At 64.8% G+C, this 16,889-nt stretch carries 12 protein-coding genes; 5 read left to right on the top strand and 7 right to left on the bottom strand.

What is annotated here, in order from left to right; genetic code table 11:
* Positions 1 to 63: 63 nt before the first annotated feature.
* The 3 genes from J2X57_RS15490 to J2X57_RS15480 form a co-directional block, all read right to left on the bottom strand.
* The gene (locus tag J2X57_RS15490; protein ID WP_309868501.1) at positions 64 to 996 is read right to left on the bottom strand and encodes a Nudix family hydrolase; all 933 of its coding nucleotides are present in this window, start codon (positions 994 to 996) and stop codon (positions 64 to 66) included.
* Complete coding sequence (locus J2X57_RS15485) at positions 996 to 1,484, bottom strand: dihydrofolate reductase (RefSeq protein ID WP_036111413.1); 489 nt, start codon at positions 1,482 to 1,484, stop codon at positions 996 to 998. Before J2X57_RS15485 ends, J2X57_RS15490 begins: the two co-directional genes overlap by 1 nt.
* Before the next feature lie 108 nt (positions 1,485 to 1,592).
* Entirely contained in the window at positions 1,593 to 1,976 is a 384-nt protein-coding gene (locus J2X57_RS15480) for a helix-turn-helix domain-containing protein (protein ID WP_036111412.1), read from the bottom strand.
* 83 nt (positions 1,977 to 2,059) lie between these two features.
* Between J2X57_RS15480 and J2X57_RS15475 the strand changes: the two genes are divergently transcribed.
* Positions 2,060 to 3,118, top strand: a complete 1,059-nt coding sequence (locus tag J2X57_RS15475) for an SDR family oxidoreductase (protein ID WP_309868498.1) — start codon at positions 2,060 to 2,062, stop codon at positions 3,116 to 3,118.
* A gap of 109 nt (positions 3,119 to 3,227) precedes the next feature.
* Here J2X57_RS15475 and J2X57_RS15470 read toward each other — a convergent pair whose 3' ends face one another.
* Positions 3,228 to 3,443 (bottom strand): DUF2945 domain-containing protein, encoded by a 216-nt coding sequence (locus tag J2X57_RS15470; RefSeq protein ID WP_309868497.1) that lies wholly within the window; start codon positions 3,441 to 3,443, stop codon positions 3,228 to 3,230.
* Positions 3,444 to 3,530: 87 nt separating this feature from the next.
* Positions 3,531 to 5,651, bottom strand: coding sequence for a TonB-dependent siderophore receptor (locus J2X57_RS15465; protein ID WP_309868495.1), 2,121 nt, complete (start codon positions 5,649 to 5,651; stop codon positions 3,531 to 3,533).
* 133 nt (positions 5,652 to 5,784) lie between these two features.
* On the opposite strand from J2X57_RS15465, the gene J2X57_RS15460 reads away from it, so the two are divergent.
* Entirely contained in the window at positions 5,785 to 6,693 is a 909-nt protein-coding gene (locus tag J2X57_RS15460) for a hypothetical protein (protein ID WP_309868493.1), read from the top strand.
* 32 nt (positions 6,694 to 6,725) lie between these two features.
* Here the strand turns inward: J2X57_RS15460 and J2X57_RS15455 are convergent, their stop codons facing one another.
* A complete protein-coding gene (locus J2X57_RS15455) occupies positions 6,726 to 7,520 on the bottom strand; it encodes a thymidylate synthase (protein ID WP_309868491.1) in 795 nt (264 codons plus the stop codon).
* Positions 7,521 to 7,533: 13 nt separating this feature from the next.
* Complete coding sequence (lgt, locus tag J2X57_RS15450; RefSeq protein ID WP_036111397.1) at positions 7,534 to 8,361, bottom strand: prolipoprotein diacylglyceryl transferase; 828 nt, start codon at positions 8,359 to 8,361, stop codon at positions 7,534 to 7,536.
* 131 nt (positions 8,362 to 8,492) lie between these two features.
* Here lgt and J2X57_RS15445 point away from each other — a divergent pair, with 131 nt between their 5' ends.
* The 3 genes from J2X57_RS15445 (at position 8,493) to J2X57_RS15435 (ending at position 16,706) form a co-directional block, all read left to right on the top strand.
* Entirely contained in the window at positions 8,493 to 10,442 is a 1,950-nt protein-coding gene (locus tag J2X57_RS15445) for a prolyl oligopeptidase family serine peptidase (protein ID WP_052191357.1), read from the top strand.
* 95 nt (positions 10,443 to 10,537) lie between these two features.
* On the top strand, positions 10,538 to 13,417 hold the full coding sequence (locus tag J2X57_RS15440; RefSeq protein ID WP_309868487.1) for a TonB-dependent receptor: 2,880 nt from the start codon (positions 10,538 to 10,540) through the stop codon (positions 13,415 to 13,417).
* A gap of 256 nt (positions 13,418 to 13,673) precedes the next feature.
* Positions 13,674 to 16,706, top strand: a complete 3,033-nt coding sequence (locus J2X57_RS15435; RefSeq protein WP_043695207.1) for a TonB-dependent receptor — start codon at positions 13,674 to 13,676, stop codon at positions 16,704 to 16,706.
* The last annotated feature ends 183 nt before the right edge of the window (positions 16,707 to 16,889 follow it).

Here is a 16,889-nt window from a genome sequence, read left to right as displayed (position 1 = left end):
CCTACCTGTAGGAGCGCGCTCTGCGCGCGATGCGGTGGCATGTACAAACGCGCGATGCCGCGATCACAAGAACCCGCGAATCCCCGCTACACCCTGCCCCGCATGCATCCGCGCGTCGGCCACATCATCCGGTCCCAGCCCACCCAAGGCATAAACCGGTAACGAAGCGGCTTCCGCGAGCCGCGCAAACCGCGGCCAGCCCATCGGTTCGGCATCCGGATGACTGCGCGTCGGCAATACCGGCGACAGTGTCGCGAAGTCGCATCCCAGCCGGGAAGCCAGCGCCAGCTCTTCGGCGTCGTGGCAGGACGCACCGACGACCTGCCCCAGCGGCAACGGTCGCTCGGTCAGCGAGCGCAACTGGGCGGACGAAAGGTGTACGCCCACGCCCGATCCCAGGCGCAGCGCACCCTCGATATCGCGATTGAGCAGCAGCGTGGCGCCGAATCGGCGCAGATCGTCCTGCATCGATGCAGCCAGCCCTCGCGTCGCTTCGACGGGCTGGTCGGGCAGCCGAAGCTGCAACAGCCGCTCTCCGCGCGCCAGAGCAGCATGCAGCGCCGCGGACGCGACGGCCGCCGATGCATCCGCCGACGTGATCGGATAGTGGGCGGGCAACCGGACGGCCGCGAGGATAGGACGATCGGCGGGCGCCAGACGCGCCTCGTCCAGCCGATGCGGATCGACCCACTCGATCGCGGAGGCATCCAGCGCCTGCGGCTCACCCGTCCAGGCGTAAACGCAAATCGCTTCGAGCAGCATGTCCCGATCGCCATAGCGCCAGGGAACGCGGATCAGCGCCTCGAAGGACAGCGGATCCGCCGCGATACCCAGCTCCTCGTCCAGCTCCCGCGCCAGGGCGACCGCGGGCGTTTCGCCGGCTTCCAGCTTGCCGCCGGGAAACTCCCACATGCCCGCCAGATGTTTACCGGGTGGGCGCTGGGCGATGAGGATCCGTCCGGCGCCATCGACGAGGACGCCGGCAACGACGTGCATCAGACGTTCCTGACGTATTCGACCATGTCGAAGGGGAACGCATGCTCCTTGTCCGCGGCGTGGTGCACGCGGGACACTTCAGCCCATTCCTTGAAATCGATACCCGGGAAGAACACATCGGCGCCGTCCACGGCGGCGTAGACCCAGGTCAGGTACAGCGTGCGCGCGTACGGCAGCGCCTCGCGGAACACTTCACCGCCGCCGATCACCATCAGACCGGAATGGTTGCAGCTGGCCTGGGCTTCGGCGACGGAGCGCACGGTGATCTGGCCGGGGAACGGCGCCTCGCCCTTGCGCGACAGCACGTAATTGACGCGATCCGGCAGCGCCTTGCCGATGGATTCCGCCGTCTTGCGACCCATCAGGACAGCCTTGTCCGTCGTCAGCTTCTTGAAATAGCGCAGGTCGTCGGGGAGGTGCCAGGGAAGGCCTCCCTGCTTGCCGATGGCAAAGTTTTCGTCGAGCGCGGCAACCAGGTGAACAGCCATGGAGCATCCTTCAAAAATGGGGAAATGGCGGGCGACGGCGCCCGTGCGGTGCGAATGGTAGTCCTCCCCGGCGAAGGGGGGAACTAACGCTCGTTTGATTCCGCAAGGCTAACGGCGCCGGGACGTGGCCCGGGGCCGCAGCGCGTCGAGGGCGCCTTCGTTGGCCCGGGCCCAGTCGTAGATCATTTCGATCGGCTCGACCAGCCGCTGGCCAAGCGGCGTCAGCGAATACATCACACTGGGCGGCACGACCGCCTCCTCAACCTCACGGTTGACCAGCCCACTATCGGCCAGCTCGCGCAACGTTTGCGTGAGCATCTTCTTCGAGATGCCGGGCAGGCTGCGCAGCAACACCCCCGAACGTGCGCTGCCGCCGTGCCTTGCGTGCAGCGCATGCAGAATCATGCTGGTCCACTTGGTCGCGAAAAGCTCCAGTACGCGCCGGGGCGCGCAGTCTTCGAGCCACTCACTGTCGGGGGAGCCGGGTTTCATCAGCGGGTTACCTTTTGGTGCCTTCTTGGAAGGGGACATCCGCGCCTTTATGGTTGGGGGATGTCCCTGCATAGAGTAACCCCATGAACCATGCACTCGTCGTCGGCGCCAGCGGCATCATCGGCAGCGCCCTGACCGAACTCCTCGTGGCGAACGGCTGGAAGGTCTCCGCCCTCGCCCGCCGCCCGGGCGCTCGTGACGGTGTCACGCCCATCGCGGCCGACCTGACCGATGCGGACGCGACGCGCGCCGCGCTGGAAGGCGTGACACCCACGCATGTATTCATCGCCACCTGGGCACGTCAGGCCAACGAACTGGAGAACATCCGTGTCAACAGCGCGATGGTCCGGCATCTGCTCGACGGACTGCGTCCGGCCGGAAGCGTGAAGCACGTCGCCCTCGTGACCGGCCTGAAGCACTACCTCGGACCGTTCGAGGCCTACGGCAAGGGCGTGCTGCCCGAGACGCCGTTCCGTGAGGAGCAGGGCCGTCTCGATGTCGACAATTTCTACTACGCCCAGGAAGACGAGGTATTTACCGCCGCGAAGCGCGACGGCTTCCACTGGAGCGTGCACCGTCCGCATACCGTCATCGGCGTCGCCGTCGGTAATGCCATGAACATGGCCACCACGCTTGCCGTGTACGCGTCGATCTGCAAGGCCACCGGTCGTCCGTTCCGCTTTCCCGGATCGGCCGCGCAATGGCAGAGCCTTACCGACATGACCGACGCGCGCCAGCTCGCCCGGCACCTGCTGTGGGCGTCGACGACGCCTGCCGCCGCCGACGAAGCCTTCAACGTGGTCAACGGCGACGTGTTCCGCTGGAGCTGGATGTGGTCGCGGATCGCGGCATGGTTCGGCATCGAGGCGGCGCCGTTCGACGGCAATGTCGTTCCGCTCGAACGGCAGATGGAAGCGGATGCGCCGGTCTGGGAGCGCATCGTGGCTGAGCATGGCCTCGCCGAACCGGACATGCATCGTCTCGTGTCCGCGTGGCACAGCGACGCCGACCTGGGTCGTCCCATCGAAGTGGTCACGGATATGTCGAAGAGCCGGCGCATGGGCTTTCTGGACTATCAGCCGACCGACGACGCGTTCTTCGATGCGTTCGCACGGTTACGGGCGGAGCGGTTCATTCCCTGAGCCCCGTGTGCGACGGCCCTCAACCTCCCGCGCCGACGGTGGAGATGCATCGTCGCATCGCCGCGCGGGAGGATCGTATGACGACAGAAGTAACGTGAGCAGGGCTCGCTCAGGAACCGCGCACCCTCTTCAGCGCGCCCGGTTTATGCGCCGCCTTCGCACCCGTTTTGTCGCTTGCTACCAGGTATTCCGGATTATCGGGTGAGGCGGCGACTTTATGCCCCTTGATGGTCGAGGGGCTCGTCAGTTTGCGAACGATTTTGCCTTTCGTCTTACCCTGCGAGGTGTCCCATTGCACGTTGTCGCCACGCTTGAGAGAAGCCATGCGCCACTCCTGATCGGTTCGGTGCGACAACGATCCCCTCGGCCGTGTGGATTGCGCGTCATCACGCCATGATTTATGCCTGAAACGTCAGAACCGATAGCCCACATTGAACATCGTGCTGCGGTCGTCGCCCAGCGCGACCGCGGCCGCAAGACCGCCGGCGTAATAATGCTTGTCGAAGACGTTCTTCAGCGACAAGGCGAGATGCCAGCGCTGCGCATCCCAGGCGATGCCGGCATCGGCAACGACATAGCCCGGCAGCGTGTACGAGTAGGCGAACCGTGAGCTTTCACCCCGGAATCCTCCGTTAAAGGACCAGGGCGAGCCGGGCGACTGGTACCGCGCGAACAACGTGGCGCTATGACGGGGCACATTGTTGATGCGCTGCCCGTCGGTCGAAGGCACTTCGCCGCCGTCGTCCGTAATCAGCCCCTGCGTATACGCATAGCCGCCGTTGAGGCTAAGGCCACCGCCCAGATCGGCCGTGACGCCGAGTTCGGCGCCGCGCGTGCGCTGCTCCCCGATGGCGATGGAATAGCCTTCGTTCACCGGGTCGTCCTGCAGGACATTCTGGCGGCGGAGGTCGTATAGCGCCGTCGTCACGAGCATCCGGCCCTGCATCAGATCGAACTTCAGGCCCAGCTCCCACTGCTTGCCTTTCTCAGGAGCGAAGGGCCGAGCCTGCACGTTCGTGCCGGTGTTCGGATAAAACGACGTGGCGTAGCTCAGATACGGATGCACGGACGAGGACAGGTCATACATCACGGCGAGTGAGCCGGTGTTGGCACTCGCGGGGTCGTTCTCGTGCGTACCGGTGAGATGGTTGTCGGTCGCCGTCCATGTGCGGTCGCGACGCAGACCCGCGGTAACGTGCCACGCCTCGCCCACCGTGAGCTGATCCCGTGCATACACGCCGACCATGTTGACGTCGGTACGCGTGTCGGTACGCGGTTTCGCCGGGCAGACGATGGCGGCACCGTAGACAGGCAGGTAGGCATCGAGGGCGGCGACCGTGCAGGTGCGCGATATCGCGTCCTCGCGTGAGTCCATGTAATCCACGCCCAGGGTGACCTCGTGCGACACATAGGTTGTTTCGAAGGTCCGCACCAGACGGGAGTCGACGACGAGTGTCCTGCCGCTGTAATGCTGGTCCGTGCCCGTCCGTTTCACCGTTCGCTGGTCGGCGTTCATCGCTCCGTTGGCCACGAGCTGGCCATCGAGGGTGAAATCCTGCACGCGCAGGTTGTTGGTCAATGTCCATCCCTCGCTGAAGCGGTGCGTCAACGCGTAGCCGACCCGCGTCTGACGCCCGTCGTAAGGCTCCTGACCGGGCTCGCCCATGAAGGTGTCGCGCGGGATGGCGCCGTACTTATCGGCCTTTATCGAGCCCACGAGCGGAAGCCCCTGCTGCCGGACATAATGGCGCTCCTGCAGACTCGTCAGAAGCACGAAGTCGGTGTCCTCGCCCAGATCGAGAGACAGCGATGGCGCGATCCATCGATTCCGGAACCACACATGCTGCGTGGCATCGTCGGAGTTCATCGCAAGGCCATTCACGCGCACGGCGCTACGTCCGTTGGCGGATAGTGGCGCTCCGACGTCGAAGCTGGCCTGCCGCAGCCCGTCGCTCCCTGCGGTGACGTCGACGCTGCCAAAGGCATCCGGCTGCGGTCGCCTGCTGACCATGTTCACCACGCCCCCGGGAAGCACGAGGCCATACATCAGCGATGCGGGGCCCTTGAGGACTTCCACCTGTTCGTACCCGAACAGCTGCTCGGCCACGCGATTGGAGGCCGCCGTGCGCAGCCCGTCGACGAACAGGGAGTCCGACGCGGTCTGGCCACGAATGATCAGGTCGTCCCAGCCCCGGCGACCGAAGTTGTTGCTGACGACACCGGGAACGTTGTGAAGCGCGTCGGCCAGCGTCTGCGCCTGTTGTACGTCGAGCAGGTCGCGCGTGACCACCGTCACCGTACGCGGCGTCTGCTCGATGGTGAGCGACGATTTATCGATCCCGGGCGGCGATTGGTTGCGAAAGCCACCTGACTGGCCTACGACGCTCACAGCGGTGAGTCGGGTGGTCGTCTTGTCTGAAGACGTATCTGGCGTGTCCTTGTCCGGCGCGGCGCTTGCCTGAAACGCCGTGGTGAGGCAAAACGCGCCCAGCAGGAAACGGGCGCGACGGGGCGCCAGGCGGTAACAGGTCACGGCAATCTCTAAATGCGAATAATTCGCAATAGCATATGTAAACCGTGGCGTCAGGGCAACCGCTGCGGTGCAGCACCGCTACACAGGAACGAGCGGCGTATAAATGCAGGCACCCTTGCCCGAGACATCCACCATGTCGCAGTCGTCCGCACTGTCCCAACGGGGTCAGTTCCGCCAGATGTACATGGGACTCAAGGCCCAGCATCGCCTCGACAGGATCCCGGTCATCCTGTGCGAGGGAGACTCGTGGTTCGCCACTCCCCTGGCCATGAACCTGCTGGACTGGATCGTTTCGCCCGCCCCGGCGGACGCGGAGAACGGCGTACCGCTACTGGGTCAGGGCGGCCTGTTCTTCCGGGTGGAGCGCAGTGGCGATCAGGCCGCACCGCAGACGGCGCATCCAGGACGCTCGATGTTCACCGAGGACAACGTCAGCGATCTGCTCGGCTGGTTCAGGCACTATGAGTTCGACATGGTGTTGCTCAGTGCGGGCGGCAACGATTTCGTCGACACCTGGCTGCATGCCGCGCTCGCCGGCAAATCGAACCTGAGCGCAAAAGCCGCATACGACGTCGTCGTGCAGACCGGCCGTTTCGAAGAGGTACGCAAGGCCTACGCGTACTTCGTCGGGGCCTTCCACGCCGCACGCCCGAACATTCCGATCCTCGCGCACACCTACGATTACCCGATAAAAATCGGCGTCGAGGCCAGGCTCGGACTGGATATCGGCGCGGCGGGCGTCCTGAAGAAATCGATCGGACCGTGGATCGGGCCGAACGTCGCCAACGTCATCGTCGGTGGCTTACCCGCATGGCAGCAGTTCGCGCGATTGCTGATCGACGGCTTCGTCGAGCGGGTACTGGAGCCAGTGAAACAGGATGCGGCGCTGGGCGGCGCCTTCGACTACGTGGACCTGCGAGGCAGCCTGACGGATCCCGCGTCGTGGCACGACGAAATGCATCCCACCGAGGCCGGCTTTCACCGGCTCGCCGGAATCTTCCGCGCCAGGCTGATCGCGAAGCTACCGCCCGCGAAGCGCTAGACCCATGCGGCGAAGCGCGATCGGCGAACCGCTCAGACCGCCACAGGCGCCTTGATCGCCGGATACGGATCGTAATCCGCAATCGCGACATCCTTGAAGCGGAAGTCGAAGATCGACTTCACCTCCGGGTTCAGCACCAGCTTCGGCAACGCGCGCGGTTCGCGCACCAGCTGCGTCGTCGCCTGCTCGAGATGATTCGAATACAGATGAGCGTCGCCCAGCGTGTGCACGAAGTCGCCCACTTCCAGCCCGGTGACCTGGGCGATCATGTGGGTCAGCAATGCGTAGCTCGCGATGTTGAACGGAATACCGAGGAAGATATCGCCCGAACGCTGATACAGCTGGCACGACAACTTGCCATTGGCCACGTAGAACTGAAACATCGTGTGGCACGGCATCAGCGCCATATTCGGCAATTCGCCGACGTTCCACGCCGAGACGATCAGCCGGCGCGAGTCGGGATTGCGCTTGATCTCTTCCACGACCCAGGCGATCTGGTCGACCACCTTGCCGTCGGCCGTCGGCCACGCGCGCCACTGGCGTCCGTAAACGGGACCGAGGTCGCCGTTGGCATCCGCCCATTCGTCCCAGATGCGGACGCCGTTGTCCTTCAGGTAACCGATATTGGTATCGCCCTGCAGGAACCAGATCAGCTCGTGGACGATCGACTTGATGTGCAGTTTCTTCGTCGTGACGAGGGGAAAGCCCTTCGACAGGTCGTAGCGCATCTGCCAGCCGAACACGCTGCGCGTGCCTGTGCCGGTACGGTCGGATTTCTCGGCGCCGTGGTCGAGGACATGGCGGAGGAGTTCGAGGTAAGGCTGCATGGCGTCGAGGGTATCAGGTGGCTGTCGCCGCTACCGGCGCGACAGGGGCATACGGTGCGCGGCGCGAGAGTGCCAGCAGCAGGATGCCAAGCGCGATCAGCGGCAGCGAGAGGATCTGGCCCATGGTCACCCAGCCGAAGGCGAGGTAACCCAGCTGTGCGTCCGGTACGCGCACGAATTCGATGATGAAGCGGAAGCAACCGTAAAGCAGGCCGAACATGCCGGAGACCGCATAGCGCGGGCGCGGCTTCATCGAGAAGATCCACAGCACCACGAACATCACCACGCCCTCGAGCGCGAATTCGTACAGCGGATTCGGATGCCGCGGCAAGGCGTCGGGTGCATGCGGGAAGATCATGCCGATCGGCAGGTCGGTCGGCTTGCCCCACAACTCACCGTTGATGAAGTTGCCCAGGCGGCCGAGACCCAGTCCCAGCGGCACCAGCGGCGCCACGAAGTCGATGGTGTCGAAGAGCTTGATGCCGTTGCGTCGCGACCAGAAAAGACCGGCCAGCACCACGCCGATCAGACCGCCGTGGAACGACATGCCGCCGTCCCAGACCCGGAACAGCGCCACCGGATCGGTCCAGATCCAGTTGATCGGCGTGTAGAACAGCATGTAGCCGACGCGCCCGCCCAGCACCACGCCCATCATCAGATAGAACATGAGGTCGCCCAGGCGCTCCGAGCTGACCGGCAGACGGCCCTGGCGACGGCGGTACTCACCCAGCGACCAGCCACCGAGAAAGCCTCCCAGGTACATCAGGCCGTACCAGTGGACCTGAAGAGGGCCCAGCGAGAGGGCGACGGGATCGAAATTGACGACGAACGGAGTGCTCATGGACGGCCTGGGTCAAACGCAGACGCCAAGTGTACCGCCTTGCCGTACCGGCGCGAATGGGCTATATCCCGGCGCGGGGCATCGTCCGGGGGGATGGTGCCGACATGGATGCATCACCAGGGGAGATTCCGATGAACCACCGTTTCGTGCGGCCGCTGCTGGCCGCGCTTTGCCTCGCCACGACCGCCGCCAGCGCAGCGAATCTGATTCCGGTAGCGGACTTCGCGCGCCGGATGCCGCTGACCGAGCCCAGCCTGTCTCCGGACGGGCAGTATGTCTCGATGGCGTATCACGATCCCGATGGCAAGAATCATGGCCTGGCGATCTATCGCGTGGGCGAGATGGGCAAGCCCGTCACGCTGATCCGCATGCCGCCGTACGAAATGCCCGCCGGCATGATCTGGGCAAGCAACACCCGGCTCGTGGTGGCGCGGGGCAAGGTCGACGGTTCGATCGGCGCCGCCTCGTACACGGGCGAACTGATGGCGATCGACGTCGACGGCAAGAATGCCGACTATCTGTTCGGCTACGAGAATTACGGAAAGCGCGCCGGCACGCGCTCGCTGGATCGCGGCTGGGGCACCATCGAAGGTGCGCCCATCGAAGCGAACGGCCATTTCTACATGCGCGCCACCCTCTGGAACGATCAGGGCCACAGCACGCTTTACGACGTGGACGCGCAATCGAGCGCACGCCGGCTGATGGCCGACATCGGCGACCGCGACATGCGTTTCATGATCGCGCCCGATGGCACGGCACACTACGCCTTCGGCACGGGCGACGACTTCAAGTGGACCGTGTACCACCGCGAGGGCACGGGCTGGGCGAAAGTGGCCCGTAACCCGGACCATCACGCGTTCCTGCCCGTCGCATCCGTCGCGAACAGCAGCAACCGCATCTATGCCGAGTACAGCCCCGGTGGCCAGGGCGGTGAATTCGTCGAGCAGGACGAGGACGGCGGCAACCTGAAGGTGATCCGCAAGGACGACTTCGGCTGGGTCTCCGCCAATGGCCTGTGGACGCCCGCCCCGCTCCGCCCCTTCGGTACCGTGACCGACACCGGCATCCCGAAGGCCGAATACATCGATCCGCAGGCGCCCATCGCCAAGCTCCATCTGGCCCTGTCGCAGAAATTCCCCGGCAGCTTCGTCAAGTTCGTCGACTTCAGCCGCGACGGCGGCCAGCTGATGTTTGCCGTCGTCAGCGATCGCGAGCCCGGCCGCTACATGCTGATCGACACGAAGACGTACAAGGTCAGCAAGCTGTTCGACGCCAAGCCGTGGATCGATCCCGCGCAGATGGCGGAACGCCGCCCGTTGCGCTTCAAGGCCAGCGACGGCATGGAACTCGAGGCGATCCTCACCTTTCCCAAGGGCCGCCCGGAAGCGAACCTGCCGATGGTCCTGCTGCCCCACGGCGGCCCGCACGGCATCTCGGACGACTGGTATTACGATACGGACGCGCAGTTTCTCGCCAACCGGGGCTACCTGGTCCTGCAGGTCAACTATCGCGGCTCGGGCGGCCGCGGCAGCGACTTCGAAAAAGCCGGCTTTCTGAAGTGGGGCACCCGCATTCAGGAGGACCTGATCGACGGCGTGAAGTGGGCGATCGGCCAGCACTTCGCCGACCCCGCCCGCGTCTGCGTGTTCGGCGCCAGCTTCGGCGGCTATTCGGCCCTGATGACGCCCATACGCGCGCCGGGGGTCTTCAAGTGCGCGGTCGCCTACGACGGCGTCTACGACCTCGACATGATGTACAACAAGGGCGACATCAAAACCGAAAAATCCGGCCGCAGCTACCTCACCACGGTGATCGGCCGCGATCAGGCCGACCTTGCCGCCAATTCGCCGACGCACCTGGCCGACAAGATCGACGTGCCCGTCTTCCTCGTCCACGGCGAAGACGACGAACGCGCGCCTTTCGCCCAGTTCAAGGCCATGAAGGCCGCCCTCGACGCGGCACACAAACCGTATGAAACGCTGACCAAGCCGGACGAGAAGCATGGTTTCGTCAAGCCCGAGAACATCGAGGAGTTCTACAACCGCCTGCAGGCGTTCCTGGCGAAGAACATAGGGCCGTGACTTCCGCCGGTTGCCCCCGTCACGTCGCACGCGTTATCTTCGCGTGATCGTCCGGCCCGAGTGGGGTGTGACGGGGGCTTGGGAGGCTTCAGGGTATGCAAGTGAGTTCCGGGCAGAGGCGCCACGTCGCAGGTCGACACGCGGCGCTCGCCATCGCGCTCGGGGCCTGCCTGCTCGCTCCGGCCGCCAGCGCACAACAAAGCTCGCCGTCCTCGGCGGAACTGCTGGCACCGGTCAATGTGACGGTGACCGGCTCGCGTATCCGCGGTACCGACGTCGAGACCGCGCAACCTGTCTTCACCCTCGACCGCCAGGCCATCCGTGCCACGGGGCTCACCAGCCTCAGGGACATCATCGCCCGGCTGCCCTCGGCGGGCACCCCCGAAGTCACCCCGCAGGACACCCTGTCCTCCAGCGGTGACGCCGGTGGTCGCTATGCAAACCTGCGCAACCTCGGCGCCGTGCGCACCCTGGTGCTCGTCAACGGCCGGCGCTGGACGACCAGCCTCGGTGGCCTCACCGACATCTCCACCATCCCGGTGTCGATCGTCGAGCGCATCGAAGTGCTCAAGGACGGCGCGTCGTCGATCTACGGGTCCGACGCGATCGGTGGCGTGGTCAACATCATCACCACGGACCGCTTCGAAGGCGCCACGGCCGACGTGCAGTACGGCGTCAACGGTCATGGCGACGGCGCGCAGAAGAACGGCACCTTCACCTGGGGCAAGAGCACGCAGAACGCCTCGATCATCCTCGGCGCCAGCTACGAAGACGGCGACGATCTCAGAGATGTCAAGCGTTCGCTCACCGCCTCGCCGGACGGCCCCCGCCATGCCGACAGCGGCTTCGGCATGGGTCCCTATGGAGGCGTGATCGACCCGCGTTCGCCCGGCACCGCGTATGTGATCAACCACGCCGGCGGCGTGGTCGGCGATACCGCGAACCTGGCCAACTACCATCCGTACGACGTCGACAGCAATGCGGACAAATACGCCACCACGCGCGACATGACGTTCCGGGCCGGCAGCAAGTTGCGCAACCTGTTCGGCACGGGTCGATACAACCTGACCGACGACATCACCCTGCGCGGCATGGCCAGCTACGGCGTGCGCGACACGCATTGGCAGGCTGCGGGCTATCCGCTGGAAAGCGGCTCGGGACGCGGCGACCCGCTGGTGATCGACGCGAACAACGCCTATAACCCGTTTCCGGGCTACGACACGTCTTTCTTTCGCCGCCTGACGGAAATTCCCCGGATCACCTGGGCGAAAAGCAAGACGATGCACCTGGACGGTGGCGCCGAAGGCACTTTCCAATGGGGTGAGCACACCTGGAACTGGGACGTGACCTATGCCTATTCCGAAGCGCGTGCCAGCCGGACCACCAGCGGCAACATCGACCTCGACCATGCGCGCAAGGCACTCGGCGCGACGACGACGGTCGATGGTCGGCTCGCCTGCGCGGACGCCGCCGATCGCGCGGCCGGCTGCGTGCCCTGGAACATTCTGGCAGGGCCCGGCGGCACACCGGACGCCGTATGGAACTACGTAACCTCCACCGGCACGTCACACCAGACCACTCGCACCAACGACGTCATCGCCAACCTCACCGGTGGCGTACTCGACCTTCCGGCAGGCACCCTGCGTGTCGCGGGCGGCATCGAGCACCGCAACGAGACCGGCCGATATACGCCCTACCCCGCCGACTCCGCCGGGCTGACCACGCAACTGGCCAGCGCTCCCACGGCGGGCGGCTACATCGCCAACGAAGCCTACGTCGAGCTCGACGTGCCGCTGCTCGCCGACCTGCCGCTTGCCCATGAGCTGGCGGTCAACGTGTCGTCGCGCTACTCGCATTACTCCGCGTTCGGCGGCCGGACCAACGACAAGTACAGCTTCCGCTGGAAGCCGTTCGACGATCTCCTGCTGCGCGGGACGTATGCGGAAGGATTCCGTGCGCCGACGGTGGCCGATCTCTACGCCGGCACCAGCGAGAGCTTCGAGAGCTTCCTCGATCCGTGCGACAGCGCGTACGGTGCCGCCGCGGGCAACGCCGCCGTCGCCGCGCGTTGTGTCGCCTCGGGCGTCCCGGCCAGCTATCGCCAGACCGATCAGTCGGGCGCGCAGATCAACTCGGCGACCGGCGGGCAGAACCCGAACGCGTTCAGCGCTGGCGCCAATCCCGCGCTCAAACCCGAGTCGTCGATCACCCGCACCGCCGGACTGGTCTACAGCCCCAGCCAGATCGACGGTCTGGATGTCACGCTCGATTACTACAAGGTCGACATCGAGGACGTCATCACCCCGATCCTGGCCGGTGACATCCTCAATTTCTGCTACGTCGGTAACGACCCGGCGTACTGCGGCCGCTTCACGAGGGCGACGAACGGGACCATCACCTCGCTCGACGAAAGCCTGGCCAACCTCGGCTCGCTGCGCACGGAAGGCTACGATCTGGGCCTGCATTACCGGTTCCCCGTCACCCACTTCGGCGAATTCGCCCTGCTTTCGGACAGCACCTATCTGAAGGACTACACGCAGGTCAGCAGCCCCGGCGCCGCGCCGCGCCACCTGGCCGGGTACATGGATGGGGTGCAGGGCCTCTACCGTGTGCGTTCCAACCTGTCGCTGGACTGGTCGCTGAAGCGCTTCGGCGCCACGTGGACGGTGCGATATTTCTCCGGACTCAACGACAGTTGCTGGTCGGCCGATGTCGAGTGCAATCGCCCCGAGAAGGTCAACGCACTGACGGGCGCCACCGGAATCAGCCATAAGGGCGGCGTCGCGTTCCACGATGCGCAGCTACGCTGGCAGGCACCGTGGAATGGCAGTTTCCGCGTCGGCATCAATAACGTCTTCGCCCGCAAGGGACCGTTGTTCTACAACGTTTCCGCGGCCGGCGGCGGCAGCCCGCCTTATAACCCGGCATACGATGTCGACCGTTATTTCTATGTGGGCTACCAGCAGCGGTTCTGAGCCACTCGCAAGATCCACCGCATTTCGAACGATCCAATCGCATCCGTAATTTCGGATAGGAATCGTTCTCAAATCCTTGCGGTCATATGACAGCCGCGTTATGTTCCCGTTACGTCGCATAGCGCCCAGGGTCGGCGCGACGTGAGTGTCCCCACACTCCAGGCCCTTCGATACCCCCATCAACGAGTGCCGTCAGCGGCGCTTCTACAAGCTGTTCAGCCTTGCCGCAAAGCAGGGCCAGGGAGAGTTTTACCTCATGAAAAGCAACACCCTGTTCGCGCGCTCCGGCGTGCTGAAGCGCACGGCGCTTGTCTCGGCGCTCGGCGCCTGCCTGCTGGCCGGTTCGGTCCACGCGCAGAGCACCGTCGGCGACATCTACGGCAGCGCCGCGGCCTCGCAGACCATCCAGATCCAGAACCTCGGCTCCGGCGCCTCGCGCACCGTGGTCGTGGGCGAAGACGGCCGCTATCGCGCGTCGTCGCTGCCGATCGGCAGCTACCGCATCAACGTGCAGCAGAACGGCCAGACCGTTTCGACGCGCGACATCAACGTCGTTGCCGGCCAGTCCGCGCAGGTGAACTTCAACGCGCCGTCGGCCGACACCAGCGCCGCCGCGCTGGACACGGTCACCGTGTCCGCTAACGCCCTGTCGGCCATCGACGTGGCCTCGGTCGAGTCGCGCACCAGCTTCACGGCCGACCAGCTGAACTCGCTGCCGGTCCCGCGCAACGTCGTCGACGTGGCCGCGCTGACCCCGGGCACCGTCAAAGGCGACTCCGCATTCGGCAACCTGCCGTCGTTCGGTGGCGCCTCGGTCGCGGAGAACAGCTACTACGTCAACGGCTTCAACGTCACCAACCTGTACAACAACCTGTCGTTCTCGGAAGTGCCGTTCCAGGCCATCCAGCAGCTCGACGTGCAGACCGGTGGCTACGGCGCGCAGTACGGCTTCTCGACCGGCGGCGTCACCTCGGTGATCACCAAGCGTGGCACCAACGAGTGGAAGGGCGGCGCCAGCTGGGTTTACACACCCGCGTTCGGCCGCGAGCAGCAGCCGACCACGTACACCAAGGACGGCGCGCTGTATCGCACGTACCAGAAGAACAGCGACAACGACAACGTCTACTCGGCATGGCTGGGCGGCGCGCTGATCAAGGACAAGCTGTTCTTCTACGGCATTTTCCAGTCGCATCGCGAGACGGAAACCAATTACCAGGCGACCACCTCGACCAAGCCGGCCGAGCGCAATACGTACAGCGATCCGTTCTATCTGATCAAGATGGACTGGAACATCAATGATTCGAACATCCTCGAGTGGACGGGGATGAACAACACGAAGCACACGACGAACCAGTACTACAACCAGGCCATCGGTGACGACGGCAAGCCGTCCACCACGGATTTCCTCGGTCGTCGCAACGTCAAGACCGGCGGTGCCGTCAACGTCTTCAAGTACACCAGCTACCTCACCGACGACCTGACGCTGTCCGCGCAGTGGGGCAAGATGAAGAGCAAGAACTCTTCGGACTATGTCAGCGCCGACGGCACCCGCACCACGTATGACGGCAACATCAACGGCGCCAACACCGGCTGCCCGTACGTCATCGACCGTCGCACGAGCACGGCCAGCGGCGTGACCGATCCGTACGCGTCGTGCTACCTGTCCAGCACCATCGACCGGTTCAACGGCGAAGACCAGCGCACGGCCTACCGCGTCGACCTCGACTGGAAGATCGGCGACCACGACCTCTCCGGCGGTTTCTCGCGCGAGAAGTGGAAGTCCGACTCCGGCCAGAGCTACGCGGGCGGCGCGCTGTACTACTACCGCACCGACACCGCCGGCAACCTCGGCCCGGCCGGTAACGACTACGTCTCGGTGTACAACTACCGCACCGGCGGTTCCGTCGCGATCGACCAGAAGTCCTGGTTCCTGCAGGACAACTGGCAGGTGAGCGACAAGGTCCTCGCGTACATCGGCGTGCGCAACGACTCGTTCAACAACAAGAACGGCGCCGGTGAAAACTTCGTCCGTCAGGGCAACATCTGGCAGCCGCGCCTCGGCTTCTCGTGGGACGTCTTCGGCGATTCGACCACCAAGGTGTTCGGTACCGCCGGTCGCTACTCGCTGCCGATCGCCGCCAACGTCGCCCTGCGCGCCGCTACCGCCTCGTACTACACCTCGCAGCCGTTCGCTTATTCGGGCGTCGACAGCGTGACCGGTGTGCCGACCCTGGGTGCCGCCCTCGGCCCGCAGCAGATCGTCAATGGCGAGAACGGCAGCACGCCGGACCCGCGCTCGGTCGCAACGAAGGACCTGAAGCCGTACTCGCAGGATGAGTACATCCTCGGCTTCCAGCACCGCATCACCAGCGACAACGACTTCTTCAACGACTGGGTGGTCGGCGCGAAGGCAACGTGGCGCAAGCTCAACAACGCGATCGACGACACGTGCGACTGGCGTCCGTTCTACGCGTACGGTCAGTCGCTCGGCCTGAACATGGACGCCAACGGCGACCAGTTCACCCCGCCGTCGACGATGCCGGGCTGCTTCATCTACAACCCGGGCAGCAAGGTCTCCGTGGACGTCGATCTCGACGGCAGCGGCCAGCTGCGTAACGTCACGCTCCCGGGCACGGCGTTCGGCACGAAGGCAAAGCGCACGTACGAGTCGGTGACCCTGTCGGCCGAGAAGGCGTCGGACAAGTGGTACGTCAACGCGTCGTACACCTGGTCGAAGAACCGTGGCAACACCGAAGGTCTGGTTAACTCGGACAACGGCCAGATGGACACGGGCACGACCAGCGCGTTCGATTACCCGGAACTGATGACCGGCGCCACCGGTTACCTGCCGAACGATCGTCGCCACAGCTTCAAGATCTACGGCGGCTACAAGATCACCCCGGAATGGTCGGTGGGCGTGAACGGTCTGCTCGAGTCCGGTCGTCCGACCAGCTGCTTCGGCGGCGGCGATGAAACCGTCGGCGGCATCCCGGGCTACAACTCCGAGTTCTTCTACTGCGAAGGCAAGATCTCGGGCCGCGGCCGCGCCAAGCGTCTGCCGTGGACCTGGACGCTCAGCCCGAACGTCGTCTACACCCCGGCCGCGGCCAAGGGTCTGACGGTTCAGCTGGACATGATCAACCTGCTCAACAACGACAAGCCGACGGCGATCAACGAGATCGGCGAGAGCGCGGGTCAGACGTTCTACTCGTCGACCTATCGTGTGCCGAGCTACTACCAGACGCCGCGTTACTTCCGTCTGATGGTGCAGTACGACTTCAGCCTGTAAGGGTTGGGTTGCGTCGCCGCTTCGGTGACGCGTTATGAAGAAGGGCCGTCCGGTTGGGCGGCCCTTTTTTTGTGGTCTGGCGGGCTCGGCTTCGCCGTCGCTTTTGCCTTTGCGCGCTGTAGAGAGGGAGCCGTCGGCTGCCATGCCTGTCGCTAGGTCCTCCTACGGCCTTCGCCTTCGTGC

It is taken from the genome of Luteibacter sp. 1214, assembly GCF_031455395.1.
Lineage (GTDB): Bacteria > Pseudomonadota > Gammaproteobacteria > Xanthomonadales > Rhodanobacteraceae > Luteibacter > Luteibacter mycovicinus.
The sequence above is the reverse complement of the archived record's forward strand: the minus strand, read 5'-3'. Positions and strand labels throughout refer to the sequence as shown.